General features: G+C 37.1%; 23 protein-coding genes and 2 riboswitches. Of the genes, 10 read left to right on the top strand and 13 right to left on the bottom strand.

Features of this window, described 5'->3' with window-relative positions; translation table 11 throughout:
- Positions 1-7 precede the first annotated feature (7 nt).
- Both MKX78_RS06020 and MKX78_RS06015 read right to left on the bottom strand, forming a co-directional pair.
- Positions 8-898 (bottom strand): cation diffusion facilitator family transporter, encoded by an 891-nt coding sequence (locus MKX78_RS06020; protein WP_095370184.1) that lies wholly within the window; start codon positions 896-898, stop codon positions 8-10.
- Positions 899-1476: 578 nt separating this feature from the next.
- The gene (locus tag MKX78_RS06015) at positions 1477-1686 is read right to left on the bottom strand and encodes a hypothetical protein (RefSeq protein ID WP_157733767.1); all 210 of its coding nucleotides are present in this window, start codon (positions 1684-1686) and stop codon (positions 1477-1479) included.
- 138 nt (positions 1687-1824) lie between these two features.
- Between MKX78_RS06015 and MKX78_RS06010 the strand changes: the two genes are divergently transcribed.
- From MKX78_RS06010 to MKX78_RS06000, 3 genes are all read left to right on the top strand, one after another.
- Complete coding sequence (locus MKX78_RS06010; protein ID WP_341050231.1) at positions 1825-3201, top strand: HAMP domain-containing sensor histidine kinase; 1377 nt, start codon at positions 1825-1827, stop codon at positions 3199-3201.
- Positions 3176-3847, top strand: a complete 672-nt coding sequence (locus MKX78_RS06005) for a response regulator transcription factor (protein WP_095370188.1) — start codon at positions 3176-3178, stop codon at positions 3845-3847. The genes MKX78_RS06010 and MKX78_RS06005 overlap by 26 nt, the downstream gene beginning before the upstream one ends.
- Positions 3848-3947: 100 nt before the next feature.
- On the top strand, positions 3948-4526 hold the full coding sequence (locus tag MKX78_RS06000; protein WP_095370189.1) for a YdhK family protein: 579 nt from the start codon (positions 3948-3950) through the stop codon (positions 4524-4526).
- A 283-nt stretch (positions 4527-4809) separates the two neighbouring features.
- Here MKX78_RS06000 and MKX78_RS05995 read toward each other — a convergent pair whose 3' ends face one another.
- A complete protein-coding gene (locus MKX78_RS05995) occupies positions 4810-5229 on the bottom strand; it encodes a GNAT family N-acetyltransferase (RefSeq protein WP_341050228.1) in 420 nt (139 codons plus the stop codon).
- Positions 5226-5864 carry a Type 1 glutamine amidotransferase-like domain-containing protein gene (locus MKX78_RS05990; protein ID WP_341050227.1) on the bottom strand — a complete coding sequence of 213 codons (639 nt, stop codon included), beginning with the start codon at positions 5862-5864 and terminating at the stop codon, positions 5226-5228. Before MKX78_RS05990 ends, MKX78_RS05995 begins: the two co-directional genes overlap by 4 nt.
- 167 nt (positions 5865-6031) lie before the next feature.
- Between MKX78_RS05990 and MKX78_RS05985 the strand changes: the two genes are divergently transcribed.
- The 3 genes from MKX78_RS05985 to MKX78_RS05975 all read left to right on the top strand — a co-directional run bounded on the left by MKX78_RS05985 (position 6032) and on the right by MKX78_RS05975 (position 9720).
- Positions 6032-6526: a sigma-70 family RNA polymerase sigma factor gene (locus tag MKX78_RS05985; RefSeq protein WP_095370192.1), complete on the top strand. Its 495-nt coding sequence runs from the start codon at positions 6032-6034 to the stop codon at positions 6524-6526.
- Positions 6519-7361: a DUF3298 and DUF4163 domain-containing protein gene (locus MKX78_RS05980; protein ID WP_341050224.1), complete on the top strand. Its 843-nt coding sequence runs from the start codon at positions 6519-6521 to the stop codon at positions 7359-7361. The genes MKX78_RS05985 and MKX78_RS05980 overlap by 8 nt, the downstream gene beginning before the upstream one ends.
- A 445-nt stretch (positions 7362-7806) precedes the next feature.
- Entirely contained in the window at positions 7807-9720 is a 1914-nt protein-coding gene (locus MKX78_RS05975; RefSeq protein ID WP_341050222.1) for an acyltransferase family protein, read from the top strand.
- A 536-nt stretch (positions 9721-10256) separates the two neighbouring features.
- Here the strand turns inward: MKX78_RS05975 and MKX78_RS05970 are convergent.
- From MKX78_RS05970 to mtnK, 6 genes are all read right to left on the bottom strand, one after another.
- Positions 10257-10493 (bottom strand): hypothetical protein, encoded by a 237-nt coding sequence (locus tag MKX78_RS05970; protein WP_341050220.1) that lies wholly within the window; start codon positions 10491-10493, stop codon positions 10257-10259.
- A 246-nt stretch (positions 10494-10739) separates the two neighbouring features.
- Positions 10740-11738, bottom strand: a complete 999-nt coding sequence (locus MKX78_RS05965; protein ID WP_180316995.1) for an ABC transporter permease — start codon at positions 11736-11738, stop codon at positions 10740-10742.
- Positions 11707-13245 carry a sugar ABC transporter ATP-binding protein gene (locus MKX78_RS05960; protein ID WP_095370199.1) on the bottom strand — a complete coding sequence of 513 codons (1539 nt, stop codon included), beginning with the start codon at positions 13243-13245 and terminating at the stop codon, positions 11707-11709. The genes MKX78_RS05965 and MKX78_RS05960 overlap by 32 nt, the downstream gene beginning before the upstream one ends.
- A gap of 74 nt (positions 13246-13319) precedes the next feature.
- The gene (locus tag MKX78_RS05955) at positions 13320-14396 is read right to left on the bottom strand and encodes a sugar ABC transporter substrate-binding protein (protein WP_095370200.1); all 1077 of its coding nucleotides are present in this window, start codon (positions 14394-14396) and stop codon (positions 13320-13322) included.
- Positions 14393-15445, bottom strand: a complete 1053-nt coding sequence (mtnA, locus tag MKX78_RS05950) for an S-methyl-5-thioribose-1-phosphate isomerase (RefSeq protein WP_341050218.1) — start codon at positions 15443-15445, stop codon at positions 14393-14395. Before mtnA ends, MKX78_RS05955 begins: the two co-directional genes overlap by 4 nt.
- Entirely contained in the window at positions 15442-16626 is a 1185-nt protein-coding gene (mtnK, locus tag MKX78_RS05945) for an S-methyl-5-thioribose kinase (protein ID WP_341050216.1), read from the bottom strand. The genes mtnA and mtnK overlap by 4 nt, the downstream gene beginning before the upstream one ends.
- 146 nt (positions 16627-16772) lie before the next feature.
- Positions 16773-16926: riboswitch (SAM riboswitch) on the bottom strand.
- Positions 16927-17127: 201 nt separating this feature from the next.
- Positions 17128-17231, top strand: a riboswitch (SAM riboswitch).
- A 98-nt stretch (positions 17232-17329) separates the two neighbouring features.
- On the opposite strand from mtnK, the gene MKX78_RS05940 reads away from it, so the two are divergent.
- Genes MKX78_RS05940 through MKX78_RS05925 form a run of 4 tightly spaced genes read left to right on the top strand, consistent with a single transcriptional unit; the run spans position 17330 to position 20359 of the window.
- Positions 17330-18544: a 2,3-diketo-5-methylthiopentyl-1-phosphate enolase gene (locus MKX78_RS05940; RefSeq protein WP_095370203.1), complete on the top strand. Its 1215-nt coding sequence runs from the start codon at positions 17330-17332 to the stop codon at positions 18542-18544.
- A 3-nt stretch (positions 18545-18547) separates the two neighbouring features.
- Positions 18548-19213: a 2-hydroxy-3-keto-5-methylthiopentenyl-1-phosphate phosphatase gene (locus tag MKX78_RS05935; RefSeq protein WP_307319301.1), complete on the top strand. Its 666-nt coding sequence runs from the start codon at positions 18548-18550 to the stop codon at positions 19211-19213.
- Positions 19210-19839: a methylthioribulose 1-phosphate dehydratase gene (locus MKX78_RS05930; protein WP_095370205.1), complete on the top strand. Its 630-nt coding sequence runs from the start codon at positions 19210-19212 to the stop codon at positions 19837-19839. The genes MKX78_RS05935 and MKX78_RS05930 overlap by 4 nt, the downstream gene beginning before the upstream one ends.
- Entirely contained in the window at positions 19826-20359 is a 534-nt protein-coding gene (locus tag MKX78_RS05925) for a 1,2-dihydroxy-3-keto-5-methylthiopentene dioxygenase (RefSeq protein WP_341050215.1), read from the top strand. The genes MKX78_RS05930 and MKX78_RS05925 overlap by 14 nt, the downstream gene beginning before the upstream one ends.
- Positions 20360-20395: 36 nt before the next feature.
- On the opposite strand, the gene MKX78_RS05920 is transcribed toward MKX78_RS05925, so the two are convergent.
- From MKX78_RS05920 to MKX78_RS05910, 3 genes are all read right to left on the bottom strand, one after another.
- Positions 20396-20935, bottom strand: coding sequence for a GNAT family N-acetyltransferase (locus MKX78_RS05920; RefSeq protein ID WP_095370207.1), 540 nt, complete (start codon positions 20933-20935; stop codon positions 20396-20398).
- A 62-nt stretch (positions 20936-20997) separates the two neighbouring features.
- Positions 20998-21984, bottom strand: a complete 987-nt coding sequence (locus MKX78_RS05915; protein ID WP_095370208.1) for an acrylyl-CoA reductase family protein — start codon at positions 21982-21984, stop codon at positions 20998-21000.
- A 399-nt stretch (positions 21985-22383) separates the two neighbouring features.
- Positions 22384-23223 (bottom strand): SDR family oxidoreductase, encoded by an 840-nt coding sequence (locus MKX78_RS05910; RefSeq protein ID WP_307319312.1) that lies wholly within the window; start codon positions 23221-23223, stop codon positions 22384-22386.
- Positions 23224-23349 lie beyond the last annotated feature (126 nt).

Here is a 23349-nt window from a genome sequence, read left to right as displayed (position 1 = left end):
TTTACGATTAGCCCCCATCTTCACAAGTTTCATGAGGCTCAACGTGAACATGGACATCATAAACATGATGATTCTCGATTAATTCTTTTTCAACTAATGTAGCAAGATCATGGGCAAGATTAATATCCATCGTTCCTTCTACACAAATAATCACATCTACAACGATATTATTTCCATACAAACGCCCTTTGATTTCCTTTATTTCTTTCACACCTTCAATCGCATGAATGGCATTTTCATATTCCTCAATCTTATCCTCATCAAAGCCGTCTGTTAATTGATGTGTAGAGTCCCTGAAGATCTCCCAAGCTGTTTTAACAATCAAACACCCAACTATTACAGCTGTCACAGTATCTAACCAAGGTAATCCAAGTTGAGATCCAAATATACCAATTGCAGCACCAATACTAACAAGAGCATCAGAGCGATTATCCATTGCCACTGCATATAGTGATTTACTATCAATGCTTTTTGCTAACTTTTGGTTGTAAGTAGACACAACAAACATTATTGCAGCAGCCAATAAAGCCACATATCCAGCAATCGCATTAGGAGCTTCGGATGTTTGATTTACTAAAGAGGAAAACGCTCCAATAATTACCTCTGCACCGACAGCAAACATAATAAAAGCAGCAATCAAGGAGGCAATTGCTTCACTCTTCCAATGTCCATATTTATGATCTTTATCGGGAGGCCGTTGTGAAATTCTTAAGCCCACCAATACGGCAATACTCGCAATAATATCTGTCACATTATTTAATCCATCTGCTTTTAGCGCAGCTGAGTTTGTCATATAGGCAACGGTCAACTTAAAAACCGATAGTATTATGTAGACAATAATACTTAACTTTGCACCTTTTTCACCAATTTTTAAATTCTTATATTTTTGTTCATCCACTAAAAAACACACCCTTCAATAGCTATATTTATCATAGCAATCACTAGTCGAGTGGGTCTATAGCAACCTTTTTGGCTAATTGAATTTAAATAGGGATAATAAAAAAATGTTGAAAGAGGCAAACATTTTATCGGTAATCCAAACATATCTACAATCCTCCTAGCCCCTGCATCGTATTCACATAATGTCTCCAGAATCACACCTTTCATACATAGATTGAACCCCTTATAATTGTTGAAGATTAATTTATATCTACACAAAAAAGGCTTCCAACTAAATATTTGGAAGCCTCTAAGTATGGCAAGACAAAATCTTGCTTTGTATTAGATTAGATATGCATATGATACACCACGTATCATGTCGTACATTCCTTTTCTCGTGTGCCAATATGCTAAAACTTCTAGCTATTTTTCTCTTCTTGAGTTCTGAACAAATACAAACCCTTTTGAGTAAATCTCCGTTACTTATTCTCCATGCCAATCTTCAACCAGCATATGATAAAGTATGCAAGGACAATAAAAGGAACTTAGGCATACAGGAAGTACGTAAATTTTTAAACTTGAATTACCTCTCCCTTTCTATCGTCTTTTACCAAATGAATTTCCCTTTATATATAGAACAACAATTGCAGTAATGATAAACCCCGTGATTACAAATGTCCCAATTCCTGCTCGATATACGATATAGACATCGGTATGCTTAAATACATTCATAATTAAATATATCATTAGTGTTAAAGCAAGCACGATAATAATTGAGGTGAATTTATTTTTACCACGGTACATCATTTCACAACCTTCCACTCCGAAAGTGACTATTCTTTTGCTTTCTGCTCTATACTTATGTACGAAACAAGCTAAGATATGACAAGTCACTCTGCACACATTCTCCACAACTATTCTCTATAATATGCGATAGGTGATGCTATGAAGAATTTATCCGTAAAACTAGGACTTATATTTTTCTTGATTATATTTACTTTAGAACTCTTTCTATTTTTCTTTCTTCACTCTTCCTTAGTTGAGTCGCGAGTGGAAGAGGAACTTTTTGCCTTACAATCTAGGGGAGACGCTCATAGAGATACGTTAAAGACAAGTTTTGAAGCAGATACAATTGAGCATGTAGCCCTAATGGAAAAGGAAGCCAATACGGATGTGATGGTTACAAACTTAAAGGGAAGTGTACTTGCTTCCTCACTTTCAATTGATTTAAAAAAAATAATTTCATCAGGAATGAAGCTACAAAACGGTGTCGTAGAAAATGATTGGAAAAATCAACCCTATATTGTTACTGTAAGCTCTATTCCTAATCAAGGATACGTTTTCATGTTCCAAAACACTGATTCTATTCAAGCACTGATTGATCGTTTAAATAATCATTTTTTTATTACCGGATTAATCACAGCTATCTTAACGATTGTGATTATAATATTGCTTTCTATCGCTTTAGTTCGACCGCTTAATAAGATGAAAGAAGCCACGATACAAATAAAAAGTGGCGATTTCTCCATATCTCTACCTGATATAGGAAATGATGAACTTGGTAAACTAGCAAAAACCATCAACCTACTTGCAAGTGAGTTAATGCATTTAAAGGAAGAACGCAGTCAATTTTTAGCTACTATTTCTCATGAATTAAGAACACCGCTCACTTACCTTAAAGGATATGCTGACATTGTTCAAAGAAAGAATCTCTCCATTGAAGAACGTGATAAATATTTATCCATCATTCAGGAAGAAGCCAAAAGAATAAATACACTAGTAGAAGACTTATTTGAATTAGCAAAAATAGATCAATACGGCTTTGAAATGAAGAAACAAACCATTCAGTTAAGCGAATTCATAGCCCATTTACATCATAAATTTGAACCATCTTTCTTGCATCAATCCATGAGATTACATGTGGAAATGCCCCAAAAAGATATTAATGTGAATATCGATTCTGCTAGAGTAGAACAAATGCTTTATAACCTTTTGGATAATTCTTTGAAATATAGTCAAACAGCTACGGAAACAACATTAAAAATATGGACGAATACAAAAGATTTATACTTAAGAATTATTGATAACGGAAGTGGCATTCAAGAAAAAGATCTTCCACATATCTTTAAACGCTTTTATCGTGGAACATATAGCAACGATTCATGTAAAGGAGGTTCTGGTCTTGGTCTTTCGATTGTGAAAGAATTAGTCAACGCCCATAATGGTGAGATTACTGTCAAAAGCAACTCAAAAACCGGGACAACTTTTACTATCATGTTAAAAGGAGCGGTATTAAATGAGAAAGATACTTTTAGTAGATGACGAAATGCGGATGCTTGATTTATTAGACCTATATTTATCACAGAACGGGTTTTCTTGTATAAAAAAAACTTCCGGTGCATGTGCGCTTAATTATATGGAAGATCACGCTATTGAACTAGTTATCATTGATGTAATGATGCCTGATATGGACGGGTGGGATCTATGTCAATTGATTAAACAACAAAGTGATGTGCCGATTATTATGTTAACAGCGAAAGGAAGTAAACCAGATGTCGTCAAGGGGCTAACCATTGGTGCCGACGATTATATTGCAAAACCATTTGATGAAGAAGAACTTATCGCTAGAATCGAAGCTGTCTTAAGAAGAACAAAATCAACTGGCAGTGAAATCATATTTAAAGAACTACAGTTAAATAAGGAATCCTATGATTTTTACTATCAAAAGAAAAAAATCCCTGTCACGCAAAAAGAATTTGTGTTACTTGAGCTTTTTTTATCTCATCAAAATCATGTTTTCTCTCGCGAACATCTCATTACGAAAATTTGGGGATACGGTGTATATATCGAAGATCGAACAGTTGATTCACATATACGAAATATAAGAGAAAAGCTACGTGAAGTCGACTTCCCTATTGATCAGCATTTACAAACCGTATGGGGAATTGGATATAAATGGGTATCATAATCTTTCCTTTTGTTCAGAATGAAGAAGACAATATTCCTTCATATAATCTGCAAATTTACGATTTATAATAATTGCAAATCCATTAAAGGAGATGACCTAAATGAAAAAGCAACTAACCGTTGGAATAATTGCCTTGTTGGCAATGGTATTTTTAGCTGCTTGTACTAACAACAATGATTCATCACCAACTAATGATGAAACGAACGAACAAGAAGAAATGAATCATGAAGAGATGGACCATGAAGGAATGGATCATTCTAGTGATGGTGAAATCCCGGAAGGCCTAGAAAAAGCGGATGAACCCACTTACGCTGTGGGCTCTACAGTTACAATAAAAAATGGACATATGGAAGGCATGGAAGGTGCGGAGGCAAAGATTGTTGGCGCCTATAATACAACAGCTTATGCAGTAAACTATACCCCTACTTCTGGTGGTGACCCTGTGAAAAATCACAAATGGATTATTCATGAAGAACTTGAAGAACCAGGTGAAGCACCATTACAAGAGGGAGAAACCGCTGTGACTACTGCTGATCATATGGAAGGTATGAAGGGCGCAGAAGTAGAAATCGCTTCAAGTGAAGACACAACCGTTTATATGATTGACTATACGCCAACCACTGGTGTGGAAAAAGTCAAAAACCATAAATGGGTTACGGAAGCCGAATTAGAAAGATAAGAAGCAAATCGGCTCTAGTATAATCAAAAGTTGAATCATAGCATAATATCTTGTCCACATATCTTTTAGCAATCGCCAAGAGTTATGTGGACTTGCTTTTTCTATTGTGGTGTATCCACTTGAGTGGATATTCTCTATTTACCTATCTCTTATGTTTTCAAGTGTCTTGAATTATATTAGGTTGAGTTCTATCATCTCTCTCTTTTTATTCAATTCTTTTAAAATAATTTCCCCATATAATACTCATCATAATATTCTCCGTCCATTAATAACGATCTTCGCTTCACCCTTCTACTTCAAAACCTATTTTTTTGTATAGTGCAAGTGCTGCTTCATTTTCTGATACTACTGTCAATTCAATCCGCATGATAGCTTGATGATTGGCCCATGCTAGTACCGCCTGTAATAATTGCCCTCCAACTCCCATTCCTCTGTAATCTTTATGAACACCGACAACAATACTCGCACAATGTTTTTTCTTTCGTACCGTTTCTTTGATCACAAGTGTATACCCAATCAATCGTTCTTCATCTTCGGCACCAATAACCGTTATATTATCTCTATTAATAATGGCCTCTGCTCCTTCAACTGTTAATGTTCTTTCCCCTGCTTCCATCAACATATAAGGACTGCTTGCCTCTACATCCTCCATTAATTGTACAAGTTGTTTCGCATCATCTACGGAAAGCTCTTTGATTATCATTCAAAACTCCAACCTTTCTCGATATGTACATTCTTACCTTCTAACGATTCAATATGGCCATTTTTCAAATATACACTTGCTTCATCATCCAAGCCCAACCCCTTCTCTGTCTTCGTTTCAGTCATCACAGCAAGTAGGTTCTGCTTTTCATTCCATTTTGAATAATGAGCAGCGATAATATAATCTTGTAAAATACCTAAGCCATTTAAAATCATCAGCTTATCTCCTTTATAATCGCTCGGGGAAACCATACAATATTCTGAGCAGATCAAAGCACCCGCAGAAAAGCCTGCGATTGGCACTCCTTCTTGAAAAAGTTGCTTTATTTCCTCCCCTACCCTTTTAGTTACGATATAGTGATGATAGGACAGTGTGTCACCGCCACATATAATAATGCCAGTTATTTTTTCACTACGGATTGACTTCGTCTCTTCTAATAAATAATAGCGAAAATCAGTTACACCTTCTTCTTCTAAAATATGCTGATATTGAGGCATATAAGTTTGCCAGCCTTTACGATTTAAACAAAATATCGCTACATGTCCATTTTTTTGATTACAGAGACTAGCAAACTGCTTTCCATGAATTCTTCCAAAGGGCGGACTTCCACCAAATAAAAATAAATGTTGATCCATAAACACACCTCCAGTTTCTTCAACTTTTCTTTTACATTACGAATTCTATTTCTTAAGCAAACATTAGCATAATTAATAAATAAAAAGTTTTTTTCCGCACAAACTTTTTCTATGAGATCAATCGTCTATCCATTGTACAAAGTTTTTTAAAAGGAGCTCCTTGAAAGATGAATAACCAAAATTTGTTTGTACAAATGATTGAAGAGCATAAACAAGATTACTACCGGCTTGCTTATAGTTATGTTAGAAACCAAGCAGATGCCTTAGATATTGTCAGTGAATCCATAAAAAAAGGATTGCTTTCAATGAATAAATTAGAAAATGTAGATGCATTAAGAAGTTGGTTCTATAAGATTATCGTACGTACATCGCTCGACTTCTTAAAAAAGCATAAACGCATGACTGTATCAGATCATGACACAATCACCTATTTGCAAAGTGGAGAACATGATGATTATATGCATTTTGACTTACATGATGCATTAGCACAATTGCCCTTACAATATAAAACGGTCATTTTACTACGCTATTTTGAAGACTTAAAGATTCAAGAAATTGCTACTGTAATAGATGAAAATGTCAATACAGTCAAGACTCGATTATATCGCGGCTTAAAATTATTAAAGCTTGAACTGACAGAAGGAGATGAAATGGATGAGTAACCGACTGAAAGAATGGCGTAGACAATATAATGATATACCTATACCAACAGAGTTAGATGATATTATAGAAAGTGCACTAACTAGTCACACTCAACAAAAGCATACGAAAAAGCGTTGGATATGGCCAACTAGTATTGTGGCAGCTGCGAGTATTTTTACAGCAACAGTAAACTTTAGCCCTCAGGCGGCAAAAGCAATGTCAGAAGTACCTATTTTAAAACAAATTATTGAGGTTATTACCATTGATAAAATACACGAGGAACAAGAAAGTAAATCCATTGATGTAGAGATACCAGAAATCTCTGGTCTAGAAAATCACCAACTAGAAACTCATTTAAATCAAGCTTTTCTTGAAAAAGGAAAGCAATTATATCAAGAATATATGGATAGTAATGGTCACCTAGCTATTCAAAGTGATTACTCCATTGTGAATGAAAATAATCAGATACTTTCTATTGAACTTAATACGTTTAAAGCTGAAGCATCTGGATATGAACAAAAAGATTACCTTACGATTGATAAAGAATTACAAACCGTTATTACTTTACCTAGTTTATTTACTTCAGAAGCATATGTAGAGGTAATAAGTGAAGAAATTAAAAAGCAAATGAAGCAGAATATGGCCAATGATGAAAATCTTATTTATTGGCTAGATGATGTCGAATCATTTACTACTATTAATCGCGATCAACCATTCTTTATCAACGAAGATAACCACCTGATCATCTCTTTTAATGAATATGAAGTGGCACCTGGTTATATGGGCGTTGTTCAGTTTGAAATTCCAACTGAGATCATCGATGAAATACTAGTAAGTGACCGTTATATAAACTAAGTATGATTTGAATAAATAGAAATGAGGCCTCTCCTACTTAAAAAAGAGGGGTCTTACTTTTTGGGAAGAAGCCATAATTGTAAACTTGAATTTTAAATGACCTTTTCTAATATATCATTGATCATTTCAAGATTCTTTTCTCCTGTTAACTGCTTATTTTTCCCTATTAAACAGGACTTTTCCCCCTTATAATATATCATTCTTTCCACCTATCCAAATCATTACATAATAAGAGTAAAATGAATAATTGTAGTGCTTTTTTATCGCTATTCTGCAAATTTTTTTACAAGCTTTTTGAAACTAATTACGACATAATCATCGTCTATTTTTATATACATAAAGTTTAATAGAAAATACGTAAATAATTTAGAGGTTCACTTTAAAACGGAGGAAGGTTCCCTCCGTCAGCTAGAGTTTAATTGCATCAAAAATGGAGGACGTACATATGAAAAAAAAGACACACACACATTATATTACCGGGCTCGACGGACTGAGAGCGATTGCAGTCTTAGCCGTCATCGCCTATCACTTTCGCTTTGATTGGGCAGAAGGTGGATTTTTAGGCGTTAGCCTTTTCTTTGTTCTATCTGGCTACCTTATTACTTCCACTCTATTACCGGATCAAAACAAAAGCATGAAATTAGATTTGAAGAAGTTCTGGGTTGGCCGTGCTCGCCGCTTATTACCCGCTTCTTATGCAATGATTTTTATTACCTTTGTGTGGGTCGTTCTTTTTCATCAAAACTTGTTATCCGTTATGCGTGGTGATGCGCTAGCTTCTCTATTTTATGTAAGTAACTGGTGGTTTATTTTCCACGAGGTTTCCTATTTTGATAGTTTTGCTGCTCCATCTCCAATAAAAAACCTATGGTCACTGGCAATTGAAGAACAATTCTATCTATTATGGCCACTTGCCCTAACGGCTCTAATTTATATCTTCAAGCATCGAGCAACTGTTTCAAAGATTATCTTTTTAGGTGCTTTATTATCTTGTTTATGGATGTCATTACAATATGATCCCAATGGTGATCCTAGCAGAGTTTATTATGGGACTGATACACGTTCATTTGAATTATTAATTGGTTGTTGGCTAGCACTTGTTTGGCCAATGAAAAGGCTATCAGCTAAAAAGCTATCACCCCAACTAAAACAAACACTTAATGTAACCAGTGTCGGTGCGCTAGTGATTTTGTTACTATGCATGTTCACCATTAATGAATATAATCCGTTTCTTTATGTTGGGGGCTTGTTCCTTATTGCACTCCTATCAGCGGTTGTTATTGCTTGTGTCTGTCATCCATCAAGTATATTAAGCAAGTGGCTATCATGGAAGCCCCTTAGGTGGATTGGTACACGCTCATATGGTATTTATTTATGGCATTATCCAATTATTATTTTAGCAACGCCTCTCGACCAAATAGCGGCACCGCAGTTATGGAGAGTGCTATTACAGCTCATCGCTATTTTTGCAATAGCAGAAGTTTCCTACCGATTCTTAGAGCAACCGATTAGAAAGTATGGTTTTAGAGCATTCTTTAAAAATTTCAAGAAAATAAATCCGCTCAAATGGAAAAGTTTAAATGTACAATGTAGAATTGGTGCAGCTTTTGTCCCATTAGTAGCTATTATCTTTATTGCTGGTATGACGGGAGTTGTCAAGGGAGAAGAGCAAGAAGAGAAACCAACAGAGTTAGTTATTTCCCAAGAAAACAGTGAAGATCAACCGAAAGAAGAAACGAAAGAAGAAGCTTCCAACGTTCCAGAGAAAAATGACTCTTCTGAAGAAGCACCAGAGGAGAATACAGAAGGTACGGAAGAAGTTGAGAATGAAGCAGAAAAACAGGCAGAGCCACTCCCTGCCGCTGAGCATTATAACCAAATTCTTGCCATTGGTGATTCATTAATGCTTGATGTTGCACCAAGTCTACAGTTACGCTTTCCTGCTATTACGATTGATGCAAAGGTAGGGCGTCAAGTTCATCAAGCAGTCGATGTTAGCCAGCAATACACTTCCTTTAACCAAAAAGGAAATGCGATCATTTTCATGCTAGGTACAAACGGCTTTTTCCGTGAAAAGCATTTAGATGAACTGGTTGATTTATTTAGTGAAGCAGATATTTACCTTGTAAATACAAAGGTACCACGTTCATGGGAAGAAGATGTAAATAAAGCTTTATTGGAAAAAGCGGAAGTTGAAGACCATGTCACACTAGTCGATTGGCACAAACTCGGAGAAAATCATCCCGAATACTTCGGAGGTGATGGCGTCCATGTAGGAAAAACAGGGGCAGAATCACTAGCTGAGCTAATCGAAACAGAAATGAATAACTATATTGAAGCATCCATAGAAGAAAAATAATCAACAAAGTGCCGCTGAACCCAAAAATGTTCAGCGGCCTTTTTTATATCAGCTGCATGCTAATTGTTGAACCATTGTGGAGAGTGAAATTCCGATAAAAAATATAGAAGAAACGACTTGTGTTTTCTCGGGTGCAAATTCTAAAATGGTGAGCTATGGTAACCCGTTTGCTCGTTCACTTGGTGGAGAATCTTCAAAGTAAATATCTGCACCTATTAAGAGAGGTAACAAGAAAAAGTTGTTCCAGTTAAAACTAGGACAAATACTTACCTCCAGCGAACTCCTCCGTATCTATTCTCACCTCTATGTTTGTCTTATCTGTTTTCCTATCTCAAGCACCGATTCCCGGTCAACGTAATGTTCAATTGCTCTGCTTTCGTTTACTGTTTTCTATCTGAACGACTCGCTATCGCCATTTGCTATCCTCTCGGTTCCTGTTTTCTACCTGAGCGACTCGCTATCGCCATTTGCTCTCCTCTCGGTTCCTGTTTTCCATCTGAGTGACTCGCAAACACCATTTGCTCTCCTCTCGTCTCCTATTTTCCACCTGAGCGACTCGCAAACACCATTTGCTCTCCTCTCGGTTCCTGTTTTCTACCTGAGCGACTCGCTATCGCTATTTGCTCTCCTCTCGGTTCCTGTTTTCCATCTGAGCGACTCGCTATCACCATTTGCTCTCCTCTCGTCTCCTGTTTTCCACCTGAGTGACTCGCAAACACCATTTGCTCTCCTCTCGTCTCCTGTTTTCCACCTGAGTGACTCGCAAACACCATTTGCTCTCCTCTCGTCTCCTATTTTCCATCTGAGCGACTCGCTATCGCCATTGCTCACCTCTCGTCTCCTATTTCTCATCTGAGCCACTCGTAAACACCATTTGCTAAAGCTTTCATCACTATTTCTCCGTTTAAATGAGACACAAACCACCTTTGCCTTATCAACAAAACAAATATTTGTATCTTCCAAAGTAAGCGATTAGCCTACCTGCAACTACAAAAGTGCCTCACCCACTACTACTACTTCTATAAGCTATTTGTTGAAAACTTATTTTTCGCATACATATAAGTCACTGCCAATGCTAAAACGAGTACAGTCCCTTTAATAATATCAAAACCATAATAAGGTAGATTCAAAATAGTTAAACCATTTAATAATACGCCGATGACTGCTGCGCCAAAAAATGTACCTAACGCATTTGGTTTTCCAGCCCCTAGTACCGAGTAGCCAACAAATACAGCTGCAACAGCCTCCATCAGTAGTGGTGCACCTGCATCGATTTGCCCTGATCCTACCCTAGCAGTAAATAAAATGCCTGCTATGCTAGCAAAAATTCCTGAAATTACATAAGCCATGCATTTGATTTTCTTTACTTTTACACCAGATAAGGTCGCAGCTTCGGCATTCCCTCCTGTCATATAAAAGATTCTGCCCCATCTCGTATAATTCAAAAAACAGTAGGAAGCTAACACTAGAATGACCATGATCCATACAGGTACAGGGATACCTAATAAATGGCCTTGACCAATCCATAGAAAGGCATTAGAAAACTCACCAATTGCTGTCCCACCAGAAGTCAGTGGCATATGGTTATAAATTGAGTATCCTTCTGTATAAGTCCGATGTAATCCCGCTACGATGTACATACTGCTCAATGTTGCTAATAAATCGGGAATACCTATCACAACAATTAAGAACGAATTAAATAATCCAACTGCCACTCCAACGATAATTGGTAATAGTAGAACTAACCATAGCGGTAAATCATACCAAACCATCAATGAAGCTGTAAAAACAGTTGCTAATGACATCGTGGAGCCAACAGATAAATCAAAACCGTCAACTACTAATGTAAATGTGACCCCGAGCGCGAGCACAGTGACAATCGAAATGGAACGTAATATATCCGAAAAATTATCATAGGTTAAAAAGAATGGGCTCACACTTGTAAAATAAAAAATAATAAGAATAAGTAAAGTAATTGCCCCGTATTTAAATAGAAATGCGATCAATTGGTCCTTCATGATTGACTTCCTTTCCACCACTTGCATATAACAGAATCTTTTCTTGCGTTGCCTCTTTTTGCGTAAATTCTTTCACGATTTTGCCATCATACATCACTAATACTCTATGGCAAACTGTTAATAATTCTTGGATTTCACTACTAAAATACAAAATGGCCTTGCCTTCCTTTGCAAGCTGTTGAATTAGTTTAAGAATCTCTCTTTTCGCACCGATGTCCACGCCTTTAGTAGGCTCATCAAATAAATAAACCTTCGCTTCACTTGATAACCACTTACCGATAACGATCTTTTGCTGATTTCCCCCACTTAAATGATTCACCTCTACGTCCACATCATTTGCTTTCACCTGCAAAGTTGAAATCACTTCTTCAGTAGCTTTTCTCTCAGCCTTTCTGTTAATAAAACCCCCTTTTACGTACTTTTTCAGCTGTGGGAAAGTTACATTCTTCGATATCGTTTCATTAATGAATAGACCTTCTTTCCGCCTTTCTTCAGGAATATGAGTGATACCACAAGCAATAGCTGTTTTTGGATGCTTCACCTGTATCTTCTTACCAGAGACTCTGATTTCTCCTGAAGTGGCTGGTGTATTTCCAAATATTGTTTTCGCTAGTTCTGTTTTTCCAGCACCTACCAAGCCCGCAATTCCTACAACTTCACCTTCATATACATTTAAACTAATATTTTGTAACTTTCCTAGATTGATATTCTTAAGTGCTAAAACCTCTTCCCCTCGTTTATAACTGTGCATAACGTTTCTTTCCTCATGCCATACTTCTCCAAGCATTTGTTCAATTACCATTTCCTGCGTTATCTGAGCAATTGGTACGGTTGAAATCCGACATCCGTCTCTCATAACCGTTACCACATCTGCAATGGCGAATACTTCAGGTAATCGATGTGTAATAAAAATACAACCAATTCCCTTTACTCTCAGTTGCCTAATTACATGAAATAATTTCTCTGCTTCTATATGTGATAATGGAGCGGTTGGCTCATCAAAAATAATGACTTTAGTCGTTTGCACTAACGCCCGAGCTATGAGAACCAATTGCTTTTTAGCAAGACTTAGATTTGAAGCTGCTTGATTTAGCTCAATATCATTCACCTCGAGTAATGTTAATGCTTCCTGTGCCTGACGATGTAGATCCTTACGAGAGAAGTACCACCCTTTCTCTTGTGAAAAGCGATCAAGCATAATATTTTCCGCTACAGTAAGCTGTGGAACAATGGCTGTATCAACCTCCTGATAAACGCAAAATATTCCTTTTTCTTTCGCGTCACTAGGGTGTTGAAAAGTTGCTTTTTCGTGGTTAATCAAAATTTCTCCTTGGTCTTGTCTATATACCCCAGAGAGAATTTTCATTAATGTACTTTTCCCAGCTCCATTTGCTCCAAGCAAGGCATGTATTTCTCCTTTATGAACCACTAACTCCCCGTTCTTTAATGCCGTAACTTTTCCAAAACTCTTACTAATCTTTTTCATTTCCAAAACAACTTCACTCACTTAAAGGAGACCTCCTTCATAGATACAAAAACCGACTCTCTAAAAGTCGGTTGACTAGCTACAAAACATTTCATTCAATTGCCCTCAAGTGCTTTTAATTCTTCCGTATAGCCTTGTTCACTTTCTCCCCAACCATCTATATATTCATGCAGTTCGTTTGTTGTAATTGCCTCATCAGGTAATTGACTTTTCTCTACAAAAACAGGATCAAGGATAACTTTTTCTTTAGGCGAATCACCGTTTAATTTTTGGTACAAATATCGAACTTGAATACGACCAATATCTTTTGGATCAACGGCAGCTGTCGCTTCCCATGAACTGTTTTCTTTTTGTATCAGTTGCAGGTCTTCGTCACTCATATCAATCCCGTAGACTTTAATATCTTCTCTTCCTGCCTGCTCTAGCGCTCTGACAGCTCCTTTAGCAAACTCATCCCACGCTGCCCAAACTGCTGTTATTTCACCTTCATTTGGATATTGTTTTAGGATTGCTTCCATTTGTGCTTGAGTATCTAATGCTGTATTATCGGTGGCAGCACCAAATGCTGCTACTTCCTTAATATCTGTATTCTCTTTTAAAAATTGTTCATAAGCTACTTGTCTTCTTTCCATCGGTGCAAATCCAGCTACCCAAATCTTAACAATATTTGCTTTCCCTCCTGCATCTGCAGCAAGCTTGGTTAATGTCAACTTCGCCATTTCTTCATCGCCTTGTTGAAGTACAGTTACATCTTTCACTGCAATATCAGCATCAAAGACCACTACAGGTATATTTTGTGCAGCCGCTTTTTCTACTCCTTGCGTTAACGCTTCCTTCGTTCCATGATCAATTAATATCCCATCAAATTTTTGATTAATCGCTGCATCTAAATTGGAAGCCATTTTTGCTAAGTCACCTTCAGAAGTAAATACTTGAACGGTTCCACCAAACTTTTCTACCTGCTCTTTTACCCCTTCAATATATTGTGCAGAAAAAGTTCCTAAATTAATTTGCATGATTAGTGCGATCTTTTTATTAGCTAACGGATGTACACTATTCTCTTTAGTTGATGCAGTTGCTTCACTACTTGAATTGCTTCCTTTTGGCTGGCAGCCTGCCAAAATTAAAATAAAAATAATAAGAAACGCTAATAGTATACGATTGTTCTTCATGCCCTAACTCCCTCTTCTGCTTTATTCAATTGTGCCAATTTGTTTCGATCAGCTTTAAAAATGCCTTTTTCAGTAATAATTGCAGTAATTAAATTAGCCGTTGTCACATCAAACGCCGGATTAAACACTTTCGTTCCTTCTGGTGTGATCTGGTTTGGCCCAATATGAGTCACCTCTTCTGCCAACCTCTCCTCAATCGGAATATCTGCCCCTGATGCGATAGAAAAGTCAAATGTCGACAATGGCGCAGCTACATAGAAAGGAATTTGAAAATAGTTTGCTAAAATAGCTAGTTGCCATGTACCGATTTTATTCGCTGTATCTCCATTGCTGGCAATACGATCGGCCCCGACTATAATCGCTTCAATCCCCTTGGTTGCTATGGTATGAGCAGCCATATTATCAGTAATGACCGTCACATCCACATTGGACTGTTGAAGCTCCCAAGCAGTTAGGCGCGCTCCCTGAAGAACCGGTCTCGTTTCACAAGCATATACTTGAAAGTCAACACCCTTCTCCTTGCCTAAATGAAACGGCGCTAGCGCTGTACCATATTTTCCCGTAGCAATCGTTCCCGCATTGCAAATCGTTAATACCTTTTTCCTTCCATTCAATAGACTTAGTGCATTTTCACCAATTTGCCGACAAATCTCCTCGTCTTCTTGATGTATTTTCTTTGCTTCTTGCTCCAAACTGATAATTGTCTCCTCTGTTGAATACAGCGTTTCTATTACTTTCATCATTCGATCCAAAGCCCAGAACAAATTAACAGCTGTCGGTCTAGAGCCCGCTAGATAAAGATAATCTTCATGAATTCTAAGATGGAAAGTTTCAATGTCGACCCCTTCGTATTTTTTTGCAGCAATCGCTAAACCATAAGCAGCAGTAATTCCAATAGCTGGCGCCCCTCTTACTTTCAACTGAATAATTGCCTCAAAGACATCTTCAATGGTTTCGAGTTCTATCCATCTTGTTTGATGGGGTAATAAGGTTTGATCAAGAATTTTCAATCTACCTTCTTGCCATTCAATTGGTGTTGGTATACTCATGATGTATACGCCTCCAGTTCCTTAAGAAGTTGCGAGATTGTTACTATGTTTTTGCGATTAATAATCAAGGATGAACCTAATTGAATCGTTGCCTTCTTCACATATAATCTAATTGACCTATCTTCTATTCCATCAAGATCCTTCACATGCGACAATCCGATTGTTCTCCGAATTAATTCACACCCTACTACTCCGATAGCATCTTTAAATACTTTAGCTAGAAAAGACTCTAGAGCGCCTGGTACTTTCGTAAAAGGATTAACAACAGAATTTTGCCAAGCTTCTGAAAAATATTGAGAAAACACATCCCATACTTCTTCTATCTGTTGAAGAATAACGATTCTATCGTTTTCGTTTCGTACAAGTACTTGGAAAATGAGATGGGCAATATATTGACCGACATCAAATCCAATCGGACCATAAAAGCCGAACTCAGGATCGATCACCTTCGTCTCACTCTTACTCGCAAATATACTCCCTGTATGTAGGTCACCATGTAGTAAGCTCTCTGCTTCTGTGAGAAAAGCATATTTTATTTTGGCTACTTCAAGTTTCAACTTGTCATTAGCCCATAGTTGCTGAACCACTTCAGCCAACTCAGCTTCAAAATCATTCGTTTCCACATCAAAAAATGGATCGGTGAATACTAAATCCTCAGTGATTTTACATAGTTCAGGATTTGAAAATTTAGCGACCAATTTCTTTTTCTCAAACGGATGAAGAGCAAAATCTGAAGTTGAAAACAATGTCTTTGCTAAGTACTCACCAATATGAGCTGATAAATTCGGATAATGATCCCCTTGAATCAATCCGTCTCTTACAATTGTCAAATGGGAAAGATCCTCCATCACAGTTAATGCTAGTTCTTCATCTGATGCTAGTACTGCTGGGAGGAGGTGAGGAACGAATTCACCATGCTTCTTAAGCACTTCTGCCTCCAGTTTTGCACGTTTAAGTGTTAGAGGCCAGCTTTCTCCGACTACTTTTGCATAAGGGAGTGCTTGCTTAATAATTACACTTTTATGATTAGAAGTAATACGGTAAACATAATTCAAATTACCATCACCAATCTCTTCCACCGTCATTTTTTCATCCGGTAAAAACAGTTTTAAACTCTTCACGTATTCACACGCTGATTCCTCTGTCAAAGCGCGATAACCTATATTATCTAAAACAGCCATATCTCTTCCCCCTTATTTCTTTATTTATCTGTGGCACAAAACAGGGGTGACTACATGAAGAGATGTAGTCGGACCTGCTTTGTCATTACAGAAACAAAAATGCCCCTTTCCTTTACAGAAAGAGGCATTCGTCATTACGATTTTGCCTCTCATCTTTCAGAATAACTTCTGAATGGAATTAGCACCGTGCCTTACATTAGGCGCAGAAATTCTCTAGCTGCGCCTCGTTTCACAACGATATTACGGTCGGTTGCTGGGTTTCATCGGGCCATATTTCCCTCCACCTGCTCTTGATAAGAGTATAAAAGATTCATTTTTTGAAATATCTTGAGCAAATACTAGCACCGTTTATAAAAAAGTGTCAATCTTTTTTTTAAAACTTTTCATCTTTTTAAGGTTAAAAGAATTTTGTCATATAACGTAAAAAATTCTCTGTTGACAGATAAAACACCTGGTGACATAATAAAATTGTGCAAAAATTTAAAACGATAATCATAAATTTTCTTATCAAGAGCAGGCGGAGGGACGAGCCCGATGAAGCCCGGCAACCGATTCTAAATGAACACGGTGCTAATTCTTGCAGCAATCATGCTGACAGATAAGGAGAAGGTTCTATCACTGCGAACTAACCCTCTTCTTATTGATTAAGAAGAGGGTTTTTTATTGTCAATGTCAATTCGAAATCATCAGGGAGGGTTCTCATATGGGAGATGTAATTGCAACTTATCAAGTATACGCAAGACCCGGTTCATTAGAGAAAAAAGCAGAGGATATCGCTTTAGGATTAACGATAGGCTCGTGGACAGCGTTACCATTACTTGAGCAAAAACAATTACTAAAACATAAAGGCAGAGTCACTGCACTACAAGAATTTTATGATGATGAACATCCCAATCGATTCGGTGAAGTAAGGTGCGAAATTAGTATCGCCTACCCTACATATAATTTCACATTTGATATTCCAGCAATCTTAACAACTGTATTTGGAAAGTTATCTCTAGATGGTGAAGTAAAATTATTAAATCTGGAATTTGATAATGAGGATCTTTCCCGTTTTCCTGGACCAAAATTCGGTATAAAAAATATAAGATCGAAACTAAATATTCAAGACCGCCCATTACTTATGAGTATATTTAAAGGCATTATCGGCAGGGATATTCACTTTTTAAGAGAACAGTTAAGAGACCAGGCTATGGGAGGCGTTGATATTGTAAAAGATGATGAAATTCTTTTTGATGTCAACATCTCTTTTGAAGACCGAATTATCGCAGGTAAAGAAATACTAGATGAAGTCTATGAAAAGACTGGAAAAAGGACACTTTATGCAGTCAATTTATCTGGGAGAACAATGGATTTAGTAGATAAAGCAAAACATGCGAGCGAATTAGGGGCGGATGCATTATTATTCAATGTTCACACTTACGGTCTAGATATGCTCCAAACACTAGCTGAAAACAATGAAGTGCAGTTACCTATCATGGCACATCCTGCATATAGTGGGGCCTATACTTCTTCAAACTTCTATGGTGTGGCTCCTGATTTATTACTCGGTAATCTTACTCGCTTAGCAGGCGCAGATTTCTCTTTATTTCCTTCTCCATATGGTTCTGTTGCCATGGAAAAAGAAAAAACCTTAGCTATCGCTAGACAGTTAACCGAAGAAAATGGCTTGAATCAGGCATTCCCGGTCCCTTCAGCAGGCATTCATCCAGGTTTAGTTCCGTTGCTTTATCATGACTTTGGCAATGATTGTATAATTAATGCTGGCGGCGGGGTCCATGGTCATCCTGAAGGAGCAGCAGCTGGCGTGAGAGCTTTTAGGCAAGCCATTGATCACGTCATACAACAAAATACTCATCGTGCAACAAAAGCGCAAGAATTAGAAGCAGCATTAGCAAAATGGGGAGGTACGTCATAAAAGATGACAAAACCAATGATTTTTTGTGATTTCGATGGAACAATTACGAATAACGACAACATTGTAAAGATTATGGAGCATTTCGGTCCTATTGAGGCAAAACAGATCAAGGAAGATATTTTAGCTCAAAATATCTCTATCCAAGAAGGTGTTAAAAATCTCTTCTCACTTTTACCAACAAGTAAAAAAGAAGAGATTATCCATTTTGTATTAAATAGTGCAGAAATTCGTGAAGGATTTTCAGCTTTTGTTAGATATACACATGAAAACGGTATCCCTCTTTATATTGTTAGTGGTGGGATTGACTTTTTTTTAGAACCAGTACTTGAACCTTATGGGCCATTTACGAAAGTATTTTGCAATCACGCAAGCTTTGCTTTAGAAACAATAGATATTCACTATCCACACCAGTGTGATGAACTATGTTCTTCACAAGGTTGCGGCTGTTGTAAACCAACCATTATTAGAAAACACTCTTCTCCTGAACACTTTAATATTCTTATTGGAGATTCGATTACAGACTTTGAAGCAGCCAAAATAGCAGATGCCGTACTTGCTAGAGATTTCTTAATTCAAAAATGTGAAGAAACTGGTATTTCTTATACACCTTTCGAAACCTTCCATGATTGCATTGAATACCTCGATGAACTAGTTGGTGCGAAATCATGACAACGTATGAAACAAAGTGGGATACATTAGCTGATATTAAAGATGAATTAGCAGCCAGAGATTGGTTTATGGGTACTAGTGGTAATTTATCCATTCGCGTAGATGAAAACAGCTTTTTAGTCACTTCAAGCGGACTTGATAAAAGAAAGAGAACAGCTAATGATTTTTTATTAGTAGACTTAGAAGGAAAGCCCCTAGAAAACACGTCATCTAAACCTTCAGCTGAGACTTTATTACATTGTGAAATTTATAAGAAAACGTCATCAGGAGCAAGTCTTCATGTTCATACAGTTGCTAATAATGTTATTTCTGAGCTTTTCTATCAAGAAGGTGTAGTATCTTTTCAGCATCAAGAGTTAATTAAAGCATTTGGACTATGGGGAGAAGATGATATACTCACCATCCCGATCATTCGCAATGATGCGGATATCCCTACATTAGCGGATCACTTTTCTGCTTACGTCAGCAAAGAGAAAGGTGCAGTCTTAATTCACAACCACGGGATTACTGTTTGGGGAGTCGATGGGTTTGAAGCGAAAAAATTATTAGAGGCTTGCGAATTTTTATTTCAATATAAATTATCTCTTATTCAATTAAAAGGAGGCGTTTTACATGGCCATTATTAAATTCAAAAACGAAGAAAAAGTGATTACTGATCAACAAGAGGTATCTACATTTTTAACTGCACAAGAAGTCATCTATGAAAATTGGAACATTGAGCAATTAGAAGTGACATTACACGAAAAATACGATTTATCTGATGATGAAAAGCAAGCCATACTAGATGCATTTTCAACTGAAATCAAAACCATTTCTGAAAAGCGCGGCTACAAAGCTGCAGATGTTATTACACTTTCAGACAGTACGCCAAATTTAGATGAATTATTAATTAACTTTCAAAGAGAACACCATCATACCGATGATGAAGTCCGTTTCATCGTAAGTGGGCATGGAGTCTTTATTATCCAAGGAAAAGATGAATCGTTTTTTGAAGTCCATTTAGATCCAGGTGATTTAATTTCTGTACCCGTAAACACGCGCCACTATTTTACTTTAGCTGATGATCGAAAAGTTGTTGCTATTCGCCTCTTTGTTACACCAGAAGGTTGGGTACCTGTTTACGAGAAAGAAAAATTGAACGCTTAATATCAGGGAGGCTCCTTCATAATCGGGGGCCTCTCCTTATTTCTCTAAATAATAGATAAAAAATTCGCTCCATTCTCCACTATCAAATGAAAATTGAGACTGTTTCTCTTCATATTTAAAACCAATAGATTCTGCTAAATGAATGGAGGCGAGGTTATCACTATCAATATGTAATTCTATTCTTTCAGGTTGTAAATATTCAAAAATAAAAGGTATGATTGTTACTACGCTTTCTTTTCCATATCCTTTTCGCCAATATTGATTGTGAATTGCATAACCAAGTAGTACTAACTCCTTGCCATTCCTCTGTGTTCGATACAATTCTATTTTTCCTATATGTGCACCATCATTTTCTCTAAATATACCAAACTCAGATAATTGCCAGGCATCATCTTGCTTGCTCCATTGCTCGATTTTCTTCTTGAATTTTTCTTTAGTATAAGCAGGTAAATCTTGTGGGCGTCCTTCATCATGACGTGATTGCGATACTAAACGGTTCTTTAATCCCGCTATCCAAGCTTCGTAATCTTCATACATATACGATCGAATGACGAGACGGTTACTTTTCAACTGCATGTCTTTCGCTCCATTCTATCAGAAATTAGGACCGCCTTTTTATAAGTTATTGTGAGTAGATACTATATGTGTACAAGTACTCTTCCTCTCGTTTCTCCTTTTAAAAGCAATGGCAAGACATGCTCAACTTCACTCAATGAAACTTCTTGAAAAATAAACTGATCAAACGGAAGTTTATCACTTTCTTCCGCTAATAGTTCCCAAGCTTCTTTCCTCATCTCCATTGGACAAAAAACGGAATCAACTCCCAAGAGACTCACCCCACGTAAAATAAAAGGAAAAACCGTCGTAGGTAAATTCGTTCCAGCAGTTAAACCACTAACCGCTACGGCACCCCCATATTGAATTTGGCTTAACAAGGATGCCAATGGCTCTCCACCGACAGGATCAACCGCTGCTATCCATTTTTGCTTGCTTAATGCGCTTATCTTCCCATCATACACTTCTTCCCTTGTAATCACTGAAGAAGCTCCTAAGTTCATTAAGTAATCACGTTCATTCTTCTTTCCAGTGCTTGCAACGACCTCATAGCCACGGTTAGCTAACAAGGCAACGGCAAAACTCCCAACGCCACCAGTAGCCCCAGTAACTAACACCTTCCCACTATTTTCAGTTAGACCATTCTGTTCTAATTTTAATATGGAAAGAGCCGCTGTTAATCCAGCTGTGCCAATCGTCATTGCCTTCTTTAATGTAAGTCCTTTTGGAAGTGGCAGTACCCATTGTGCAGGTACTTGTGCATATTCACTATACCCCCCGTATCTGGATACACCAATTTCATAACTCGTAGCAATGACTTCATCACCTTTGGAAAAATCAGGATGTTGAGATGAAACAACGATGCCCGCTAAGTCAATGCCCGGTACCATTGGATAGTCTTTAACGATATTTCCATTAGGTATACTAGCTAAACTGTCCTTATAATTTACTCCGGAGTATTTTACTTGAATTAATACTTCTCCTGCAGGTAAATCCCTTACCTCAAGTTGACGCAACTGGATAGAAAAATCTTTATCATCTTTATCTACAACTATTGCTTTAAAACTCATTACTCTTCCTCCACCCTTCCCTTTAACTTCTCAAATTGGCTTCATTGACCCTATACTCATTTCTACTTCATACATGGCAATCGCTTTTATCACGGCTTCTAAATGCTTATCAACGTAAATTTGTTCCTCAACTTTTGTTTATGCGCCAGCATGAAATCTCCTTTTTCAGACATAGCAACATCCCCTCTTTTGCCGTTCTTTCACACTCATTCCCGTTCCTTAAAGCATGAAACCATTCAAATTAGTTTTATTCGTTTGTTTAAACCCTGATTCCTTGTCCTACAAGGGATTCACTCAATATTATTTTAATTCCAAAACTAATATACCGTGTACTTCTTCAATTTCACCTATTGAAGACAAATTTCACCCCACTGTTAACTTTTTTATTAGATGTCATCATTAAAGCGTCGTCTGTTCTATGCTCCATCTCCAGAAGTGCTCGATTAGTTGGGGATCACTCGCCCTTTTAGAGACATGGGCTTTTTTCTTGTCAATATAGTACTCACCTGATATCCCTTCTACATCCGGACTCGTGGCTAAATAGATGGCCGTTTCCGCCCCTTGCTCTGCTGTTTTAAAAAATGGCACCAGTAATTTTACCACTTTGCCACCAAATCCTGTTTCTCTATCCACACCTATGTTTGTTGCAACAGCTCCTGGATGAAGTGCATTCACTGTCACATTTGTGTGTGCTAATCTTTCATGTAAACCTTTCATAAATAATAAATTGGCTAGCTTCGATCTTCCATAACCTTTTGCTACATTAAAACCCTTTTTAAAAAACGGATCTGCAAAATCCATTTTCCCCCATTTATGAGCACCGGAAGATACAATGACAATTCTTGCAGTAGCCGAAGCCTTTAAAGCTGCTAATAATTGCTTGGTTAAATGGAAATGACCGAGATGGTTTACCCCTAACATCATCTCAAATCCATCAACTGTTTCTTGCCTTTTTATTGTCACTACACCTGCATTATTGATTAAAAGATCTAAATGATGATACTTACTAAAAAAGGTTGCCACAAAATCATCGATGCTTTTGATAGAACTTAAATCACAGAGCATTAAATCTACATTTTCTTTTCCTGTAATGGCTTTCACTTTTTGTAGCGCGGCTTCACCTCTTATTTTACTTCTACAGAGCATGATTACTTTTACATTTTTATTTACAAGACCGATTGTCGTTTCTAAGCCCATTCCTGAATTCGCTCCTGTTACTATCGCTACTTTAGCAACCATAGCTACCCACACCTTTCTTATTGTCGTTAAGTATAAATGGTCCAATGATATTTTTATAGTTTTCTGCTTTTATGAACTATAAAAATATAAGAATTTTCAGTATAATTTATACTGAAAGGAGTGTCA

Origin of the sequence: Cytobacillus sp. FSL R5-0569, from assembly GCF_038007265.1 — a bacterium.
GTDB lineage: Bacteria > Bacillota > Bacilli > Bacillales > Cytobacillaceae > Cytobacillus > Cytobacillus kochii.
Note: the sequence above shows the minus strand (reverse complement) of the source record. Positions and strands in the feature narration are given on the sequence as shown.

Excerpts from the sequence above, each read along its gene's own strand:
- MKX78_RS05990 (WP_341050227.1), bottom strand. The coding sequence starts at position 5,864 with ATGGATCAACATTTATTTTTATTTGGTGGAAGTCCGCCCTTTGGAAGA.
- MKX78_RS06015 (WP_157733767.1), bottom strand. The coding sequence starts at position 1,686 with ATGATGTACCGTGGTAAAAATAAATTCACCTCAATTATTATCGTGCTT.
- MKX78_RS05985 (WP_095370192.1), top strand. The coding sequence starts at position 6,032 with ATGAATAACCAAAATTTGTTTGTACAAATGATTGAAGAGCATAAACAA.
- mtnA (WP_341050218.1), bottom strand. The coding sequence starts at position 15,445 with ATGAGTATACCAACACCAATTGAATGGCAAGAAGGTAGATTGAAAATT.
- MKX78_RS05915 (WP_095370208.1), bottom strand. The coding sequence starts at position 21,984 with ATGAGTTTTAAAGCAATAGTTGTAGATAAAGATGATAAAGATTTTTCT.
- MKX78_RS05935 (WP_307319301.1), top strand. The coding sequence starts at position 18,548 with ATGACAAAACCAATGATTTTTTGTGATTTCGATGGAACAATTACGAAT.
- MKX78_RS05920 (WP_095370207.1), bottom strand. The coding sequence starts at position 20,935 with ATGCAGTTGAAAAGTAACCGTCTCGTCATTCGATCGTATATGTATGAA.
- MKX78_RS06010 (WP_341050231.1), top strand. The coding sequence starts at position 1,825 with ATGAAGAATTTATCCGTAAAACTAGGACTTATATTTTTCTTGATTATA.
- MKX78_RS05975 (WP_341050222.1), top strand. The coding sequence starts at position 7,807 with ATGAAAAAAAAGACACACACACATTATATTACCGGGCTCGACGGACTG.
- MKX78_RS05925 (WP_341050215.1), top strand. The coding sequence starts at position 19,826 with ATGGCCATTATTAAATTCAAAAACGAAGAAAAAGTGATTACTGATCAA.
- MKX78_RS05910 (WP_307319312.1), bottom strand. The coding sequence starts at position 23,223 with ATGGTTGCTAAAGTAGCGATAGTAACAGGAGCGAATTCAGGAATGGGC.
- MKX78_RS06005 (WP_095370188.1), top strand. The coding sequence starts at position 3,176 with ATGAGAAAGATACTTTTAGTAGATGACGAAATGCGGATGCTTGATTTA.
- MKX78_RS05995 (WP_341050228.1), bottom strand. The coding sequence starts at position 5,229 with ATGATAATCAAAGAGCTTTCCGTAGATGATGCGAAACAACTTGTACAA.
- MKX78_RS05965 (WP_180316995.1), bottom strand. The coding sequence starts at position 11,738 with ATGAAGGACCAATTGATCGCATTTCTATTTAAATACGGGGCAATTACT.
- MKX78_RS06000 (WP_095370189.1), top strand. The coding sequence starts at position 3,948 with ATGAAAAAGCAACTAACCGTTGGAATAATTGCCTTGTTGGCAATGGTA.
- MKX78_RS05940 (WP_095370203.1), top strand. The coding sequence starts at position 17,330 with ATGGGAGATGTAATTGCAACTTATCAAGTATACGCAAGACCCGGTTCA.
- MKX78_RS05930 (WP_095370205.1), top strand. The coding sequence starts at position 19,210 with ATGACAACGTATGAAACAAAGTGGGATACATTAGCTGATATTAAAGAT.
- MKX78_RS05980 (WP_341050224.1), top strand. The coding sequence starts at position 6,519 with ATGAGTAACCGACTGAAAGAATGGCGTAGACAATATAATGATATACCT.
- MKX78_RS05955 (WP_095370200.1), bottom strand. The coding sequence starts at position 14,396 with ATGAAGAACAATCGTATACTATTAGCGTTTCTTATTATTTTTATTTTA.
- MKX78_RS05970 (WP_341050220.1), bottom strand. The coding sequence starts at position 10,493 with ATGGTGTTTGCGAGTCACTCAGGTGGAAAACAGGAGACGAGAGGAGAG.
- mtnK (WP_341050216.1), bottom strand. The coding sequence starts at position 16,626 with ATGGCTGTTTTAGATAATATAGGTTATCGCGCTTTGACAGAGGAATCA.